The following is a 16,145-nucleotide window of genomic DNA, read 5'->3' on the forward strand; positions in this document are numbered from 1 at the left end:
CCACCAAGCTGGAGATTGGTTTGATCCGTTGTTATGCCCAGCCTGCAAGCAGTGTTTTGGGATGTGGATGGGACGCTTGCTGAGACGGAACTCCAGGGCCATCGCCTGGCCTACAACCGTGCATTCAAGGAGTTCGGGCTGGATTGGATCTGGGATGAGGATCTCTACACCGATCTGCTGACCATTCCAGGCGGCCGACAACGGATGCAGAGTTACAGCGAGCGGCTGGGACAACGCCTGAATGATGCTTCGCTCGATCGACTGCGGGTGATCAAACAACGCCATTACCTTGATGTGGTGGCATCGGGTGCTGTTCAGCTCAGGCCAGGAGTTCCAGATCTTCTTGTGGAGCTCAACGCTTCAGGTGTGCAGCAGTGGATTGTGACCAGCAGTGGAAAGGCTTCCGTTAAAGCGCTGCTGCGTTCGCTGAGCACTGACATCAAGGATGTCTTTCAGGGCATGGTCACCGCCGACGATGTCGAGCACCACAAACCAAACCCTCATCCCTATCTGCGCGCTCTGGAATGGAGTGATGTCTCTTCTGACCATGCATTGGCCGTTGAGGATTCAGCAGCTGGCCTTCAGTCGGCCTGCAGTGCACGTCTTCGTTGTCTGATGACCCCTTCAGCCTGGGATCAGGATTGGCAGTTGTTTTCTGAACGGGCGCAGGCGGTTGTGGACCATCTCGGAGGTGAGCAAGCTCCGACCGTCCATCACGGACCCACTTGTGCTGAAGGCAGGATCACGCTGGAGTACCTGCAATCGCTGCTCTCATTTCCGCTTCGATGACGGTTCAGATCACCCGCTACGAGCAACTGCAGAGACGGGTCGGGGTCCATATGGCTCAGGCTCTTGTGGGACCCTGGCGGCGTCGCAGTGTGGGTGTTCTCTCCCTGCTGATTGGTTTCATCATCGGCAGCAACGTGACAATGTATTGGTTTCAACGTTCTGGTCAGAATCGACCTGCTGCGGTGTTGGCCATGGTGGTCATCCTCGAAGTGATGGTGAGACTGAGAAGCACCGTCAGACGCGAACCCTGGCCCTTGTCATGGCTGGCGCTGGATAACCTCCGAATTGGAACGGTGTACGCCGTCGTTTTGGAGGCGTTCAAACTTGGGTCTTAACCATCAGAGTGCCTGGCTTCCGCATCCAGCCCCAGAGGGGTTTGAGACGTTTGTGAATTCCCTGGGTTGGACCTCGAACCATGCCTGGTGTGAACACTGGGATGCACTGGGTGGTCTGTCCTTCGCGCGGGAGTCGTGGCCTGTTCCTGTGGATGATTCATGGGTGGCCTTCCTCGCTTTGCCGCTCCTCAGCCGTATCGAACAGGCTCTTGCCTGTGGGCGTCCCACCCTGTTGGGTGTGAGTGCCTTGCCAGGCTGTGGAAAATCCACGCTATGCAGCTGGGTCAAGACGGCGTCGGTTCAGCTCGGCTGGCGTGTGGAACATCTATCGCTGGATGACTTCTATTGGCCCGCAGAAGCTCTCGAACGGAGCATGGCAGGAAATCCATGGAAGGTTCCTCGAGCCCTTCCGGGTAGTCATGACCTCATCCGCATGGATGACGCTCTGCGCCAATGGCGCCGATCTGGCGTGATTGCAGCACCACGATTCGACAAAGCGTTGCGTCAGGGCCGTGGTGATCGCAGCGGCTCCACGACGGCAGATGCCGACGTTGTGCTTCTTGAAGGGTGGTTTCTTGGTGTTGCGGAAGGCAAGAATCCAGCGCAACTGGAGGATCCAAGCCTTTCAGAGGCTGAACGGTCTTGGAGACCGAAAGCGATTGATGCTTTGCGCCAATACGAGACGATCTGGAGCCAACTCGATGACCTCTGGCATCTCCGAGCCACTCGGACCGAAGCCTCATCCCATTGGAAAGAACAGCAACTGATCACGCTGAAACATCACAGCGGAGTCGATTTCAGCCGCGGCGATCTGTCCGATTTCAACCGCATGGTGCAAACCGCTCTGCCTCCCACTTGGATGCAGCAGCTTGACCAAGCCAATGTGGTGGTGGATCTCAGCAACAGCCGATGCGTTGAAAAGATCCACCGAAACGACGATCAGCTCTCTGCTTCGTCTGCTTCAGCCACTGGGTAGACAAATCCTTGAGCGCGACCGCTCAACACGGATTTACCGATGGAAAGAGCACGTTGTGCAGCGGTGGCAGCTTTGGCTTTCCACACCGCATGACGCTGGTTGCGCTTGCTTTTCGAGGTTTTCTTCTTCGGGACGGCCATCTCGGGCGGATCTCTGCCAAACAGCCATGATCTACTTCCAAGAGCCCACTCGTCAAATCGCTAGTCTTTGCGGAACGCAGCAGCGGTGTGAGCCCAGAGCAGCCGACCCAGTCAGAACAGGGTGTTCCCGCATCCAAAACCGCTTCTGAAGAGCGCCCGAGCGGTCCTTTTGCGAGGTTTCGTCCTGAACCTCCCCCGAGTTACAGCACACTCCTGAAGGAGATCAATTCAGGATCCGTTCAAGACCTGGTGTTGATCCCGGGTCGCCGGGAAGTGATTGCGACCTTTTCTGATGGCCGCAAAGTCACCGTTCCAATCCTGGCCAACGATCAACAGATTCTGCGCATTGCTGAAGCATCCGGGACTCCGCTCAATGTCAAGGATGTTCGTCAGGAACAGGCTCTAGCAGGTCTGGCAGGCAATTTTGCATTGGTCGCCTTGATTGTGATCGGGCTGTCATTGCTGTTGCGCCGTTCTGCGCAAATGGCCAACAAAACCATGGGGTTTGGTCGCAGTCAGCCTCGAACAAGTGCTCAAGACGACGTCACTGTTCGATTCGAGGATGTGGCCGGCATTGGCGAAGCGAAGGAAGAACTCCAGGAAGTGGTGACCTTCCTCAAGCAGCCTGAAACATTCATCAAGTTGGGTGCGCGCATCCCTAGAGGAGTGCTGCTAGTTGGTCCACCAGGGACGGGAAAAACTCTTTTGGCAAAAGCGATCGCTGGCGAAGCCGGGGTTCCGTTTTTCTCGATTGCAGCTTCCGAGTTTGTTGAGCTGTTTGTGGGGGTCGGTGCAAGCCGTGTCCGGGATCTGTTCCGGCAGGCCAAAGAGAAATCACCGTGCATTGTGTTCATTGATGAGATTGATGCCGTGGGCCGTCAGCGCGGCGCGGGCATCGGTGGGGGCAATGACGAACGGGAACAGACGTTGAACCAACTGTTAACGGAGATGGATGGGTTCGCGGACAATTCCGGAGTGATCTTGCTTGCTGCGACCAACCGCGCAGATGTGCTCGATACAGCTCTGATGCGTCCCGGCCGATTTGATCGCCGCATCCAGGTGGGTCTACCGGATCGTCGCGGTCGTGAAGCGATTTTGTCCGTTCATGCCAGAACGCGACCGTTAAGTGATGACGTCTCGCTGGCTGACTGGGCTAGGCGCACTCCAGGATTTTCTGGCGCTGATCTGGCCAACCTCCTCAATGAAGCTGCGATCCTCACAGCGCGACACGAAGTGTCTTTTTTAGGCAACAGGCAACTAGAGGAAGCGCTTGAGCGCATCACCATGGGACTGACAGCCGCACCTCTCCAGGACGGGGCCAAAAAACGACTGATTGCTTATCACGAAATTGGTCATGCCCTGGTGGCAGCCTTGACGCCTCATGCTGATCCGGTTGACAAGGTCACCTTGTTGCCACGCAGCGGAGGTGTCGGGGGATTCACCCGTTTTTTCCCCGATGAAGAAATCATCGATTCCGGCCTGGTGACCAGGGCCTATCTGCAGGCTCGCTTAGTGATGGCCCTCGGTGGACGTGCCGCTGAGATCGTCGTGTTTGGAGATTCCGAGGTCACGCAAGGGGCCAGCGGAGATCTGCAGATGGTGACGCAACTCGCCCGCGAAATGGTGACACGATTCGGATTCTCGGATCTGGGTCCTGTCGCTCTTGAAGGACAAGATCAGGAGGTCTTTCTGGGTCGCGATTTGATGCAGACCCGTCAGGCCTACGCGGAAAGCACCGGACGGGAGATTGATCGGCGAATCCGTGAATTGGCGAGCCAATCGTTGCAACAGGCCATTGCATTGCTGACCCCAAGGCGAGAATTGATGGACCTGTTGGTGGAGGCGTTAATTGAGGAGGAAACGCTGCAGTCGGATCGTTTCCATGCACTGGCAGGGATCGACGCAACGGCGGATCGCCCTAGCCTGGATCAGCTGCCTGCTAAGGCTTGAGCCGGCTGAATCAAGGCGTTCATAGGTCGTCGGGAACATGGGCGCGTTGGACGCTGCTGTTGATCCCTGGTCTCTGGTTGCTGGCCAGACTCCAGGTCGAACAGGCCTGGTTTGCTCAGTTCGACCTGGCGCATCTCTACAGCCAGCGGCTTGGATATCAGCTGATAGGAGGAGCGGTGTCGCTTCTCTTGGTTTGCATCTGCGCCATCTGGAGACATCACTGGATGCGTGCCTACGTGCCGACACCGCAGGGAGATATTCCGACCCTGCGCGGTGGCACTTACACGTTGTCGCTGCTGGCCTGCCTCACGGTTCTGTTGTCGGTGTTGGGCGTCTCCACACGGCTTGCTTGGCTCGCCTGGACGGACCCGATGCATCTGGGGCAGTGGTGGAGCGTTCCTTTCGACCCAGGGTGGCCATTGCTGAGCTTCAGCATTGTGTTGCTCCTGCTTGTGACTCTCGGGTTGACGCGGATCCGTCGCCTGAGCCTCGCGTTCCTCTACAGCAGCGTCTGCATTTGTCTCGTTGCCGCCCGCAGCTGGGCGCTCTGGACTCTGGCGATTGCGATTCCCGATTCTGGCCGGATTGAATCTGTTCTCGGTGCAGATTTGAGTTTTGGGCTGGGTCGGTTTTCTGCCATCGCACTGGCGATTGAGCTGTTGTTGATCCTGCTCTTGCTAACCCTCAGCACGTCGCTATGGAGTCGCCTAACGCGTCCACCTTGTCTGAGTGATTGGGGTTTTCCCGGTTGGCACCCCCGTGAACGTCAGCTGCTCAGACCAGCTTTCGCTCTGCTGTTGTTGGTTTTGGCTGCTCTGGTGTGGCTGTCGCGTCATCAGTTGCTCTGGACTGAGAGCGGACTGGTAGCTGGCGCAGGTTGGGTGGATGTTCACCTCGTGCTGCCTTTACGGGCTGGGGTCGCGTTACTGCTGGTCCTGTTGGCAGTCGCTTTCGTGCCCTGGCCCAACATCATTCAGCGGCATCGCAGACGGTTGAGGATCACGTTCTTTGGTCTCGCCTGCTTGGCACTGATCACTGAACTTTTGCTGGCTCCGGCGCTTCAGTGGATGGTGGTCCGTCCACGCGAATTGAGGTTGGAGACGCCTTATTTCGAGCAATCGATTAAGGCCACAAGACATGCCTATCAATTGGATGCTATCCGCACCACCGAAAACAGGCCCAATCAGAAGCTAACTACTGAAGACCTGGAGAAAGGACAAAGCACACTTGGGAATATCCGCCTCTGGGACAGTCAACCCCTTCTGGCATCCAACCGACAACTGCAACAGCTTCGCGTTTATTACCAGTTCGCGAATGCATCCGTCGATCGCTATCCACTCAGTGCAGAGCGTGCTGAGAACCAGCAGGTGATCATGTCTGCACGTGAACTCGATCAGGCGGCTCTTCCTGCAGGCTCCAGAACGTGGCAGAACAGGCATTTCGTGTTCACCCATGGGTTCGGTTTCACCCTGAATCCTGTCAACATCCAGGAACCCGATGGTCTTCCTGCCTACTTCATCCGAGATCTTGGTCGATCCACGCAGATTGAAGGCAATGAAACACTCGGAATTACACAGGATGATGTCAAGCGCGAAGTCCCAATCGGTCGTGCAGCCCTCTATTTCGGCACTCTGTCATCTCCCTATGCAATTGCACCGTCAAGGATTGAAGAGTTTGATTATCCGGAGGGGGATAAGAACACCTACAACCACTATTCAGGCAAAGCCGGAGTGCCTCTCCGACAACTCTGGCAGCGTATTACGGCCTCGATCTATCTCGCTGAACCACGTCTGTTAATTACGAGTGCCTTGACTTCGGAATCACGTCTGCAGCTGCGACGTGATGTCAAGCAACGCGTCAGAGCCCTAGCGCCCTTCCTTGAGTTTATGGGTGATCCATACCTTGTTTCAGTTCCGCTTGAGCAAGGGTCAGCTGGTTATCAACAGGATCAGCATCAATACTGGATTGTGGATGGTTTCACCACGTCACGCACGGTTCCCTATGCATCGACGTTGCCTGATGGCCGTCCGATTCGTTATTTGCGTAATTCAGTAAAGGCAGTTGTCGATGCTTACAACGGATCGGTGCATCTTTACGTCAGTGAACCTGATGATCCCATGATTCAGGGATGGGCTCAGTTGTTCCCCGACCTGCTACGCCCACTGGACGAAATGCCGAAGAAATTGAAATCACATCTTATGGTTCCCCAAGCTCAATTCGAGCTTCAGGTGCAACAACTTCTTCGTTATCACGTCACCGACGTTAGGACTTTTTACAACGGAGATGATGTTTGGCAGGTGCCGAAAGAGCTGTATGGAACCAAGCAAATCCCTGTTGCACCGTATCACATAACAGCTCAGCTTCCATCCAGCGATGAATCTGAATTTTTGTTGTTGCAGCCCTTGTCCCCACTTGCTCGTCCCAATCTGTCGGCATGGTTAACTGCTCGCAGTGATGGTGAAAACTATGGGAAGCTTGAGTTGATTCGTTTCCCCAGTGATGTCGCAATTTTTGGTCCTGAGCAAATTCAGGCATTGATTAACCAGAATCCGCGGATTAGTTCACAATTTGGATTGTGGGATCGTGCTGGTTCACAGGTGATTCAGGGGAATCTACTGGTTTTACCGGTTGGCGATTCATTGTTGTATGTCGAACCTATTTATATCAAAGCCAGGCAAGGTGGGCTGCCGACATTGGCGCGAGTCGTTGTCAGTGATGGAAGCAATGTGGCGATGGCTAGTGACCTCGCTTCAGCACTCGATAGTCTGCGCAACGACCGCAGCATCGTGGTGACTGATACGCCATAAAAAAGGCCCATCGATATGGGCCTCCTGAATGGACTCAATGCTGAACTGAATTGTTCGAAGTGATCAACCGATCGCAGAGAAGTAATCCTTCGATCCCTTGGGATCTTCCAGCATCGTGGCAGCACCGGGCGTCCAGTTGGCAGGGCAAACCTCGTCGGGGTTGGACTGCACGTATTGGAATGCCTGCAGAAGACGCAGGGTTTCATCAACGTTCCGGCCCACGGGCAGGTTGTTGATGGTGGCGTGCACAATCACACCGTCGGGGTCGATCAGATACAAGCCACGCAGTGCCTTGCCTTCGTCATCGAGGATGTTGAAGGAGTTGCCGATCTCCTTGTTGAGATCAGCGACGAGGGGATAGTTGATATCACCAATGCCACCCTCATTGCGTGGGGTCTGGATCCAAGCCAGGTGGCTGAACTTGCTGTCGACGGAAACGCCGAGGATTTCGCAGTTCTTGCTGGAGAAATCGGCATAACGGTCGCTGAAAGCCGTGATCTCCGTGGGGCACACGAAGGTGAAATCCAGGGGATAGAAGAACAGCACCACGTATTTGCCGCGGTACTGGGACAGGGAGATCTCCTTGAACTCCTGATCCACCACAGCGGTGGCGGTGAAATCGGGGGCCTGATGGCCCACGCGCAGCGAGGACATGTTTGTGATGCGAGAGTTGGCAGGAAAGCGAACGGAGCTAGGTCGTAGTCGTTCCGACTTCCACTTGCGCTAATCAAGCTATCACGGCTGCTTGGGCGACTGCGTGGCCAGGTTCTGCGGGATTGCTGCCCGAGCTCGTAAAGTTGTCGAATGATTCAGTCATCAATGTCCTGGGATCCTGCCCTTCTCAGGAAGTTCAGCAGCACAGGGCATTTCCGCTTGCTCAACCAGGTGCGCAGTGAGCTCAGCACCCAGCCTCTTGAGCGGGATCCGCAAACGAGAGCTCTGTTGCTCAAAGCACGTCCTCATCGTGGTCAGCCGGTTCGACAACAACGACGGCCCAATGCAATTCCTGATGGGCGTGTGTCCCTCAACGATGATCATGGCGAGCAATCATCACCTAAATCGTTCCGGGAACGACTCAACGCCATCGAGATGCGCTGAGCGTTTGGGACACACCAAGTTGTATGATTACGCCTGGCCAAAAGGCCTTTCGTCAGAGTAGCTCAGCTGGTTAGAGCACAGGATTCATAACCCTGAGGTCGAGAGTTCAAGTCTCTCCTCTGACATTTTATTCCACTTGATTGACGACGAGTGAGTCGAACAAAAGTGGAACGTAGATATGAAAAGGCTGACCAATGTCTAGCCATTTCAATTTCAGATTGATGGATTTCGGAGCCTTTGATTCAAGCGCGCCGGGAAGGTAGCAGAGCCATGGGATCCAAAGCTGCACCTCCAGCGCGGCGAATCTCAAAGTGAAGATGAGGGCCGGTACTTCGTCCTGTGCTTCCCATCAAGGAGATCTTGGAACCCTGAGGAACCAGCTGACCCTTTTTCACCAAGAGTCTGCTGTTATGCGCGTATCGGGTTGAAGAACCATCGGGGTGGGCAATTTCCACCATGTATCCATAACCGCCGCTGCTCCAGCCCGAAAACGTGATTAAGCCGCTTTTTGCAGCATGGATAGGTGTACCAACATTGTTGGCAATGTCGATGCCTTTGTGCATGCGTCCCCAGCGCCATCCGTAGCCAGACGTGAACACACCTTTGGTTGGCCAGGCATAAGACTGGTTCTCACCAAATCCTTCAAGATCGGCAAAACTTGGTAGTTGCGGCCAGCTGGCACCGCCTGATTGCAGTGGGCGAACAGCCAGCAATGACTGGGCGTTCGCGACACGGACTTTGCTGCCAATTGTCAATTTGCTGAGCTCGATGCCTGGATTGAGGCTCCTGAGCTTTTCAATGGAAATGCCATGGTCGCGAACCAGGCTGGCAAGACTCTGATTCGGTTGAATTTCAACAGTGTCCTGGGGGGCAGGAGGCGCACTCAATGGCGCTGACGCGCGAAGGTTGTCCCCAAGAAATCTCGACGAGACAAGAACCTGTTCCTGGCTCGTCTTGGGCAACACAACCCAGGATCCAGCTTTCAACAGCACTGAGGACGACTTGTCGTTGATCTCAGCAAGTTCAAGCAGAGAAAGATCCAACTCTCTGGAAATGCTGCTCAGTTCGCTGTCTGCGGCCAGAGGGACCCAGATGTATTCAGGAGTGGTGGAGACGGCTGCCAACAAGGGCGGTGGCGGCACATGCTGCGAGTCGGCGTAGCCAGACAGCTGCGACACTGTGAAGAGAGCACTGCTTGAGGTCAGAGCGGTGACAACGAAGAGCAGTGGCTTCATCAAACAATGCGTGAGGAACAGTCCCGAAGAAGCCGCCACAACCCGGGATCGGGCTGAAGGTAGCGAGCGGAACAGGTTGGTGCAAGGGCTGGCGTGGCAGCTCGCCGATCACCACAGCTGGAGGCGCACACCCGCCTGAAAACAGACGATCGCGCACGCTACGGAAAGGTTCAGGCTGCGGACACCGCCTTGGCCATCCTCCGCGGCACTGCAAGGCATCGGAATCGTAAGTATTTTCTCACATTGGTCTCGGATTGGATCTGGGAGACCTGTGTCTTCCCTGCCGAACAGGAGCACGTCGCCCTCGTGAAAGGTCATGTGCTGCAAAGGTTCACCACCGCGTCGGCTGCATCCGATCAGCCTTGACGGCTGAGTCAGGTCAGAGCGGAATTGCTCGAAATTCGAATGCACGGAGAGATCCACGTGCGGCCAGTAATCGAGTCCTGCCCGTTTGAGCTGGCGGTCATCGATCGAGAAGCCAAGTGGTTCAATCAGGGAAAGGGGAAGCCCGAAGGCAGCACAGGTTCGGGCGATGTTCCCGGTGTTGGGTGGAATGCGCGGTTCAAACAGAGCCACCCTGAGGGGAGGAGTGATTTGATCGGTCATTGAGGAACAGCGACTCCGACGGAATGCAGGTCAACTGCACGTCCCTGTACAACAAGCCAGCTGGCATCGGCATGACGTTCGAGCACTTGAGCCAGCTCTCCTTGACGGTCACGGAATGTACCGCCGATCGCTGTCGCTGGAACCACGCCCCATCCCGTTTCCTCAATCACGATCACGACAGGTTGCGAGCGCTCCGATAAGGCTCGCAGCAGGGTGTCGATCACGGTGAGCCACTGATCAGAATCGAGGTCGAGATGGGAGGCCGTGAAGCCGCCCAGGGCATCGATCAGCAGGGTCTGGTTTGGGGGGATTGAGTGCATTGCACCAGACAGATCCGCTCCACACTCCACAACGCTCCAGTGTTCGGGACGTCGCTGCTGATGGCGAGCGATGCGTTGTTGCCAACGCGCGTCGTTGGGCCGTGGTGCCGAGGTGGCGATGTAGGTCACCTCGGGTTGTTGTTCAACGAGATGTTCAGCCCAGCGGCTCTTGCCACTGCGACTGGGACCGGTGACCAGGACCAAACCAGGAACCAGATCAACCACCACCATTCATGCCACGCAACGTGGCTACGGAGGATGGGCTCACGCGGTTGAGGTAGCGGAAAATCCAGTATTTGAAGATGGTCGCCAGGATCACTGGGAACGTGGCGATAAAGAGCAAGATGAAATTCTCACGAGCGGGGAATCCAAAATGGTTGGCAATACCGTCGAGCAGAACAGTCCAGCCTTCGGGGCTGTGAAAACCAACAAAAATATCTGTGAAAAGGATGATCGCGAAAGCTTTGGCCGAATCGCTTAAGCCATAAACAGCTTCATCAAAGAATCCGCGCAGAACGCGTAATTCTTCCCTGCTCAAGATGCAAACCACGACAAAGGCGATGGTGGCAGCCAAATCCGCCAGCACATTCTTGATTGCATGGGTGCTTTCCGAATCAGCTTCTTCTTTCAGTTCTGCGGCTTTGACGGCCAACTTCTGCTGGAGCTCATCCTGGCTTGGAATCGAGTCTCCTCGGAGCAGTGCATCAAATTCGATTTCTGCCTTGTAAACCCTCAGTTTTTCGACAGCTTGTTCTTCAAGCTGGGGTTTGGGGTAACTCAGAAAGGGAAGATCAGGAGCAAAATGATCAACAGCAGGACTGATGATGTAGGTGCGGCTGACCTGCTGAACCAGCAGGGGCACGAGGATCAACAGCAGCAGCACCTTCAATGAAATCAGCGTCGAATCCCTCCTTCGGCGGAAGCCAGCGACCAACGTTGCTTCTGCTGCAGGGTTCAGTTGACGACGCAGAGTGTCAAAAATGCCAAGAAGAGACCTTGGCAGTGGATCCGGCGACCGGCTGATCGTGGGCGCGTTACTGGCTCGGCGGGGGTTATAGCGGTTGACGACGCTTTCAATCAGCTGCAGCTGCCTCAGCTCCTGGGGATCGAACTGGGCACGTTGATATTCGAGCTTGTCGAGGGATGAGCGAGCGACGTTGATCGCAGCTCTGAATTTGCGTAAAACTGTGGCCTGAACAGAGCTCGGGACGGAGAGCTCGAGATCAGGCCGGATCGGGCGGTCGCCGTAATACTCGAGCTCAAGACTCTGGATCAACAGCGCAGCTTCATAGCCGCGATCAAGATCAGCATTGGCATTCAGGGCTTTCGCCTTGCCGAAGGTGTCAAGCCAGTTGCGTCCTGCCATCGTGTCGTCAGCGGGAGAAGATCCACCAGGTAGCCATCGGAACTATGGTGCCGACCACCAAGAGAACGACAACCCATGTGAAGGCGTTGCTGTCTTGGGTTTCCTCAGCTGTTGGCACGTTGGTCGGGAGCGCTACACGTTCGACCTGCACCGGTGGGCCTGGATCTTCACCACCGTTCAGAACGGTTTCGATGCGCTCCACACCATCCAGGGTGGCCTGACGGAAACGATCTCCATCGCGCAGTGGTTGGCTCATCGTGGTCCGACCGGTGCTGCGCAGCAACGATTCAGGCAACTGTTCCAAAAGCTCCGGCGATGCGACCACCGCAGCCTGTTTGCTTTGACTTTCTTCCAGGAAAATCAGCAAAGGACGGTCGGTCTGACGGGTTTCGGCTTCCCACCGCCCTAGTAATTCTTCGCCGAAGGCTGGCAGGCTCAAGCCGTAATCCAAACGGCGCACGGTGACCAGACGCGCGTCGACATGAAACTGATCCAACTCCTGCAGGCGTGCGGTGATTTCGTTGCGACTGGCACGACTCAGAACATCAGCTGAATCCACAACAGATTCCTCTGGAGGTGCGGATGGAAAGTCTTGAGCTGAAACGGCCATGGCCGTCGGGGCCACGAGCAAGAAACAGAGAAGAGTTGCTAGCAACCCGCCTGTGAGCTTGGTGATTCGGTTCATGAGCCGCCTCGTTGTCGTGACAGTCTGCACTCAGCTGGACAAGCTGTCGCGGTGCAGAGACATGATCGCCCCCATCACCGCTTCAGCGCGACCCTCCGGCAGAGACACACGCTCGCAGAGTTGCTTCAGGAAAGTGTTCTCTTCAGGGGTGACCTTGCGATCGGCATAAGCAAGCTGAACAGCGAGTGCAAGGGCTGTTTCCTGCTGGAGAGAAGTCAAGGCCGGTAAAGCCTCATCGACCAGCTTGTTCACTCCGGATTCTCGGAGTGTGTGCAACAGGCGATCGAACAGGGAACCCATCTCCTGATCTGTGCAGTTTTTGTAGGGCGTCCGAAATTCCAGTGAGCGTCTTAGGGCGTGCGCTTCCTCGCGACCGAGGGCTCCATCACAGGCGACAGCTGCAAGAGCAATGGCGGCAAAAGCATCTGCGTCGGTCATACCGGCTCGTCGGTCCTGACCCATTTGAGCAAGAGTGATCCGATCTGACTGCACCTTGCCGTTCACCATGCCCGGCTCTGCACGCCTCTGTTTGTTCTCTGGCCTTCTTGTGCTGGGCTTGGCCGTGTTCAATGCACTTTCAGCTGACACATTCCCACCAGCGCTCCAGAGAGCCGAAGTCCTAGCGGGCATGGCTGGCGTTGGCTTGATGCTTGTCGCGGTGTTGTGGACCCGCGCTGTGCCCCTGAACCCTGAGGCTGTGAAGCTTGAGGGTGATCAGGGTCTGGTGATCGCGGAGGGGCTGACGAATGAACTGCGGACAGAGCTCGCCTGGGGTAGTCACCAATTTCTGACGGCCACATCAGCAGCGTCGATGCTTGTGTACTGGGATGACACCGTTCTGATTCGACGAGGGTTGATCACTGACCGCGTGTTTCACCCCGGTGAAATCTGTCGCCGCTGCATGAAGCGTCAGGAATTGATTTCGCTGGTCAAGACAGCGTTGTATCCCGGCCGAGAGGAATTTGATGCTGTCTTGCCCGGCTTGCCTGCGGTCATGGTGCAACCTTTGGGAGAACGGGGCTGGATCGTGTTGGGTGGCTGGTCGGAACGTTGCTTCACCCTTGCTGATGAGCGCTGGCTCAAAGGATGGGCTGAGCGACTCAGAACTGAACTGGAGCGGACTGCTGCCGACGGTCCGGCGGTGAATCCTGCTCTTCAGCCTGGAACCTGACCTGAGATTCCACCTTGCCTCCAGGGTTGGTGAACGTGATCAATCCCTTCTCACCCACACGACCTTCCAATCGACTGGCCCGTGTGATCTGGTTATTCGCCTCCCGCTGAAGTTGAACATTGCCTTCTGCGAGAACCTCTGCTGATTCCCAGTTCCACAGGCATCGATCGGCACTCAGCCTTTCACCTGGTTGTTCAATCCTGCAATCCGACAAAACATCGACCGTGGTGTCGTTGAGATTCGCTTTGAATCGCCCACCAAAAATCTGCGCTTCATCCAGATCAGCCTCAAAGGATTGCTCGCTGCGGATGGTCTGTTCACGGAAGTTCCATGTGGTGTCTTGAGCGCGAAGCACGCCCTTTTCACGAGGAATTTGGACGTTGACCGGTGCTTGCACAGTGATATCGCCTTGGATGGTGTTACCAACCAGGTTCAGACCTTCCAGTTGTTCCAGAACCGTTCCTTCTTCATCACGACGCTGACCGAGCACTGGACCCTTCGCCTGCAAAATGCCGCTGTCGAGATTCCACTGGGCTTGACCGGTTCGCAACGTCGTGTCCGCGTTGGATGCGTCCGCATCCTTGTCCCAGCGTTCCAGCTCGACCACACCATTGAGCGTGAGGTCGTTGGTCCGTTGCTGCAGCTCCGCTTCAGTGGCCACAATCCGTGAGGTGCCATCCGTGGCCCGAGGACGCTGCTCGATCAGCAGCACTCCTTGTTCCGGTTTCCAGCGCAAGCGGTCTCCCTGGATTAACAATTTCGTTCCGTTCAACTGCTGAAGCCGGACGTCACCTTCCAGCAGGATCTGTTCTCCGTCGTTGACAACAAGCGCTAAATCCGATTGCACTCGAAATGATGGTTTGCCGTCTTTGTAGAGCAGAGCAATCGGTTGTCGGGCGCGGACCAGTTGTCGGCTGAGTTCATAACGCGCTTCTGGACTGTTGAGACTCCAATCCATCAAGCCGTCGGGCTTTTTCTGATCAAGCTTCAGCGAGCGAAACACGAACGGAGGTGCTGCGCTCGTGGTGCCGGACCCTCCATCAGCGCATCCGCTCAACGCGGTCATGACCGCCAGTGCAGCCACCCCCAGCGCGCCTCTGGACTGCATCTTCACCATCACAACGGCGCGTCGAGTTCGAGACGCTGCATCACTGGTTCAGGCTTTGGCAGTGAATCTCCAGGGGTCAGCTGACCCCAGACAAGGACATTCTTCCAATTCTCTTGAATCGGTTCAAGGTTCAGCTGGCTGAGAATCCTGGCGCTTAGATCGGGAACGATGGGGCGGAGAAGAGTCCCGACGAAACGGGCGCATTCGAGAACGGCATAGAGGTCCTCGCCCACCTGTTTCTCCTGACCGGGTTGTTTCATACGGCTCCAAGGAGCCTGTTCATTGAGAAAACCATTGGCGTCGATGGCCAGCTGGAGAATGGCCTCGCAGGCTTTATGGAACGCAAGATCCCGAATCGAATCACGAACAACCGCCGTGGTTTGCTCAGCTTTATCGCGCAGCACGTGGGTTGAGCGAACAGCGTCAACATCCACAGGCAGGGAATCATCAAACCATTTTCGTGACATGGAAGAGGTTCGGTTCAGCAGATTGCCGATGGTGTTAGCCAAATCGTTGTTGACCAGATCTAAAAAGCGTTGCTGTTGGAAATCGCCGTCTTCACCGAATTGGATATCGCGCAGCAAATACCAGCGCACAGCATCGGTGCCACATTCTTGAAGGAGATGTTCGGGGTCGAGAACATTGCCAAGTGACTTGCCCATCTTCTGGCCTTCCCGAGTGAGGAAGCCATGACCGAAGACCCTTCTGGGCACGGGCAAACCTGCGGACAGGAGCATTGCCGGCCAATACACAGCATGAAAACGAAGGATGTCCTTTCCAATCACGTGCACATCGGCAGGCCATCCGACTGAGGCCAGTCGATCGAGGTCGACTGGACCACCGTCGTCGAGCAGAGCCGTTAAGTACCCGAGCAGAGCATCGAACCACACATAAAAGGTATGGCCTGGATGCCCCGGTACTGGCAAACCCCACGACACATTGACGCGGGAGATTGAAAAGTCGCGTAGGCCTCCGGCCACAAAGTTCTCCACTTCACGCTTGCGACTGCCTGGGGCAATAAATCCCGGTTGAGCGATGAGGGATTCGATTTGTTCCTGAAACTGCGACAGGCAGAAGAAAAGGTTCTCTTCATCGCGCCACTCCAGGGGCTTGCGATGGATCGGACAGTCAGGTGATTCCGCATCGGCTGGATCATCCTTGAATTCCTCGCAATCAACGCAGTACCAACCCTCCTGGTGGCCTGTGCGGATATGACCAGCCGCCTCACAGCGGCGGAAAAACTCCTGAACCAGGGGGAGGTGTCGCTCACTGGTGGTGCGCACGAACCGGTCGTTGCTGATGCCCCAGTCCGTCCACAGCTGGGTGTATTGGCGTGAGATCAGATCGCAGTGGTCCTGTGGACTGATCTGCTGCGATTCCGCTGTGCGCTGAATCTTTTGACCGTGCTCATCAACACCAGTGATGAACACCACGGCGTTTCCTTCCAAGCGTTGGAACCGCGCTAGGGCATCACAGGCGATCGTGGTGTAGGTGCTGCCAAGGTGAGGCTTGGCGTTGACGTAATAAAGCGGAGTTGTGAGGCTGTAGGTCATCGCTTC

General features: G+C 55.9%; 17 protein-coding genes and 1 tRNA gene. 8 read left to right on the plus strand and 10 right to left on the minus strand.

The genetic code is table 11. The features are described from left to right. Positions 1 to 33 precede the first annotated feature (33 nt). Genes SynNOUM97013_RS06360 through SynNOUM97013_RS06370 form a run of 3 tightly spaced genes read left to right on the plus strand, consistent with a single transcriptional unit; the run spans position 34 to position 2,100 of the window. Positions 34 to 789, plus strand: coding sequence for an HAD-IA family hydrolase (locus SynNOUM97013_RS06360; protein WP_186481257.1), 756 nt, complete (start codon positions 34 to 36; stop codon positions 787 to 789). Continuing rightward, positions 786 to 1,124 carry a DUF565 domain-containing protein gene (locus SynNOUM97013_RS06365; protein WP_186481258.1) on the plus strand — a complete coding sequence of 113 codons (339 nt, stop codon included), beginning with the start codon at positions 786 to 788 and terminating at the stop codon, positions 1,122 to 1,124. The genes SynNOUM97013_RS06360 and SynNOUM97013_RS06365 overlap by 4 nt, the downstream gene beginning before the upstream one ends. Then, on the plus strand, positions 1,114 to 2,100 hold the full coding sequence (locus tag SynNOUM97013_RS06370) for a kinase (RefSeq protein WP_186481259.1): 987 nt from the start codon (positions 1,114 to 1,116) through the stop codon (positions 2,098 to 2,100). Before SynNOUM97013_RS06365 ends, SynNOUM97013_RS06370 begins: the two co-directional genes overlap by 11 nt. Here the strand turns inward: SynNOUM97013_RS06370 and rpmF are convergent. Beyond that, positions 2,064 to 2,240: a 50S ribosomal protein L32 gene (gene rpmF, locus SynNOUM97013_RS06375; protein ID WP_186481260.1), complete on the minus strand. Its 177-nt coding sequence runs from the start codon at positions 2,238 to 2,240 to the stop codon at positions 2,064 to 2,066. The two genes, SynNOUM97013_RS06370 and rpmF, sit on opposite strands and share 37 nt — an antisense overlap. A gap of 87 nt (positions 2,241 to 2,327) precedes the next feature. Between rpmF and ftsH the strand changes: the two genes are divergently transcribed. Further along, positions 2,328 to 4,190 (plus strand): ATP-dependent zinc metalloprotease FtsH, encoded by a 1,863-nt coding sequence (gene ftsH, locus SynNOUM97013_RS06380; protein WP_186481261.1) that lies wholly within the window; start codon positions 2,328 to 2,330, stop codon positions 4,188 to 4,190. Positions 4,191 to 4,249: 59 nt separating this feature from the next. After that, complete coding sequence (locus SynNOUM97013_RS06385) at positions 4,250 to 6,997, plus strand: UPF0182 family protein (protein ID WP_370586470.1); 2,748 nt, start codon at positions 4,250 to 4,252, stop codon at positions 6,995 to 6,997. Between the two features lie 63 nt (positions 6,998 to 7,060). On the opposite strand, the gene SynNOUM97013_RS06390 is transcribed toward SynNOUM97013_RS06385, so the two are convergent. Then, positions 7,061 to 7,651 carry a peroxiredoxin gene (locus SynNOUM97013_RS06390; RefSeq protein ID WP_186481262.1) on the minus strand — a complete coding sequence of 197 codons (591 nt, stop codon included), beginning with the start codon at positions 7,649 to 7,651 and terminating at the stop codon, positions 7,061 to 7,063. A 150-nt stretch (positions 7,652 to 7,801) separates the two neighbouring features. Here SynNOUM97013_RS06390 and SynNOUM97013_RS06395 point away from each other — a divergent pair, with 150 nt between their 5' ends. Further along, a complete protein-coding gene (locus SynNOUM97013_RS06395) occupies positions 7,802 to 8,095 on the plus strand; it encodes a hypothetical protein (protein ID WP_186481263.1) in 294 nt (97 codons plus the stop codon). A gap of 51 nt (positions 8,096 to 8,146) precedes the next feature. Further along, positions 8,147 to 8,220 (plus strand) — tRNA-Met (locus SynNOUM97013_RS06400). 117 nt (positions 8,221 to 8,337) lie between these two features. Here SynNOUM97013_RS06400 and SynNOUM97013_RS06405 read toward each other — a convergent pair. The 6 genes from SynNOUM97013_RS06405 to SynNOUM97013_RS06430 form a co-directional block, all read right to left on the minus strand. Then, complete coding sequence (locus SynNOUM97013_RS06405) at positions 8,338 to 9,330, minus strand: M23 family metallopeptidase (RefSeq protein ID WP_186481264.1); 993 nt, start codon at positions 9,328 to 9,330, stop codon at positions 8,338 to 8,340. A gap of 108 nt (positions 9,331 to 9,438) precedes the next feature. Next, complete coding sequence (locus SynNOUM97013_RS06410) at positions 9,439 to 9,936, minus strand: tRNA (cytidine(34)-2'-O)-methyltransferase (RefSeq protein WP_186481265.1); 498 nt, start codon at positions 9,934 to 9,936, stop codon at positions 9,439 to 9,441. Further along, positions 9,933 to 10,487 carry a bifunctional adenosylcobinamide kinase/adenosylcobinamide-phosphate guanylyltransferase gene (gene cobU, locus SynNOUM97013_RS06415; protein ID WP_186481266.1) on the minus strand — a complete coding sequence of 185 codons (555 nt, stop codon included), beginning with the start codon at positions 10,485 to 10,487 and terminating at the stop codon, positions 9,933 to 9,935. Before cobU ends, SynNOUM97013_RS06410 begins: the two co-directional genes overlap by 4 nt. Beyond that, positions 10,474 to 11,622: a proton extrusion protein PcxA gene (pxcA, locus tag SynNOUM97013_RS06420; RefSeq protein WP_186481267.1), complete on the minus strand. Its 1,149-nt coding sequence runs from the start codon at positions 11,620 to 11,622 to the stop codon at positions 10,474 to 10,476. The genes cobU and pxcA overlap by 14 nt, the downstream gene beginning before the upstream one ends. A 7-nt stretch (positions 11,623 to 11,629) precedes the next feature. Further along, complete coding sequence (gene psb32, locus SynNOUM97013_RS06425; protein ID WP_186481268.1) at positions 11,630 to 12,307, minus strand: photosystem II repair protein Psb32; 678 nt, start codon at positions 12,305 to 12,307, stop codon at positions 11,630 to 11,632. A gap of 30 nt (positions 12,308 to 12,337) precedes the next feature. Next, a complete protein-coding gene (locus SynNOUM97013_RS06430; protein ID WP_186481269.1) occupies positions 12,338 to 12,745 on the minus strand; it encodes a tellurite resistance TerB family protein in 408 nt (135 codons plus the stop codon). A gap of 67 nt (positions 12,746 to 12,812) precedes the next feature. Here SynNOUM97013_RS06430 and SynNOUM97013_RS06435 point away from each other — a divergent pair, with 67 nt between their 5' ends. Next, positions 12,813 to 13,478 (plus strand): cofactor assembly of complex C subunit B, encoded by a 666-nt coding sequence (locus SynNOUM97013_RS06435; protein WP_186481270.1) that lies wholly within the window; start codon positions 12,813 to 12,815, stop codon positions 13,476 to 13,478. Here SynNOUM97013_RS06435 and lptC read toward each other — a convergent pair. Then, positions 13,408 to 14,586 carry an LPS export ABC transporter periplasmic protein LptC gene (gene lptC / locus SynNOUM97013_RS06440; protein ID WP_255443042.1) on the minus strand — a complete coding sequence of 393 codons (1,179 nt, stop codon included), beginning with the start codon at positions 14,584 to 14,586 and terminating at the stop codon, positions 13,408 to 13,410. The two genes, SynNOUM97013_RS06435 and lptC, sit on opposite strands and share 71 nt — an antisense overlap. Before the next feature lie 8 nt (positions 14,587 to 14,594). Continuing rightward, positions 14,595 to 16,139, minus strand: coding sequence for a methionine--tRNA ligase (gene metG / locus SynNOUM97013_RS06445; RefSeq protein ID WP_186481481.1), 1,545 nt, complete (start codon positions 16,137 to 16,139; stop codon positions 14,595 to 14,597). Between the last annotated feature and the right edge of the window lie 6 nt (positions 16,140 to 16,145).

The sequence above is a fragment of the Synechococcus sp. NOUM97013 genome (assembly GCF_014279815.1).
In the GTDB taxonomy this organism is placed as follows: Bacteria; Cyanobacteriota; Cyanobacteriia; order PCC-6307; family Cyanobiaceae; genus Synechococcus_C.